This window comes from Amphritea pacifica, assembly GCF_016924145.1.
Lineage (GTDB): Bacteria > Pseudomonadota > Gammaproteobacteria > Pseudomonadales > Balneatricaceae > Amphritea > Amphritea pacifica.
Genome location: NZ_JAFFZO010000187.1, coordinates 1 through 297, shown reverse-complemented (window position 1 = coordinate 297; position 297 = coordinate 1). Strand labels below are relative to the sequence as shown.

Below are 297 nucleotides of genomic sequence, written 5' to 3'. Positions count from 1 at the left end.
GCACATGCAGTTCCAGTGTGGTGGCATCGGAGGGTTTGTTGGCGATAGAGAACGCCCGGCTACCCTCCACGCCCGGCAGCTTCAGGTTGATATACTGACCGGCCTGAAATGCCATCGGCTTGTCCAGCTCAAACGATATCCCCTTGATCGTCGGTGACAGATCGCTGATCTCGGTAACCGTGCCGATAAAATCTTCCACCGGATAGCCGGCAAAGTCATCATCCACATCGATATCCGCCTCGATCACCATATCCGATTCCGGGGTACAGCAGCAGGCCAGCACTTTGCCCTCCTCCC

The 297-nt window shown here is 56.6% G+C and carries 1 protein-coding gene; it reads right to left on the bottom strand.

Annotated features, from left to right (window positions below):
* On the bottom strand, positions 1–297 hold a 297-nt coding region (locus JW499_RS22020), incomplete at both ends, for an FAD-binding oxidoreductase (protein ID WP_232846585.1).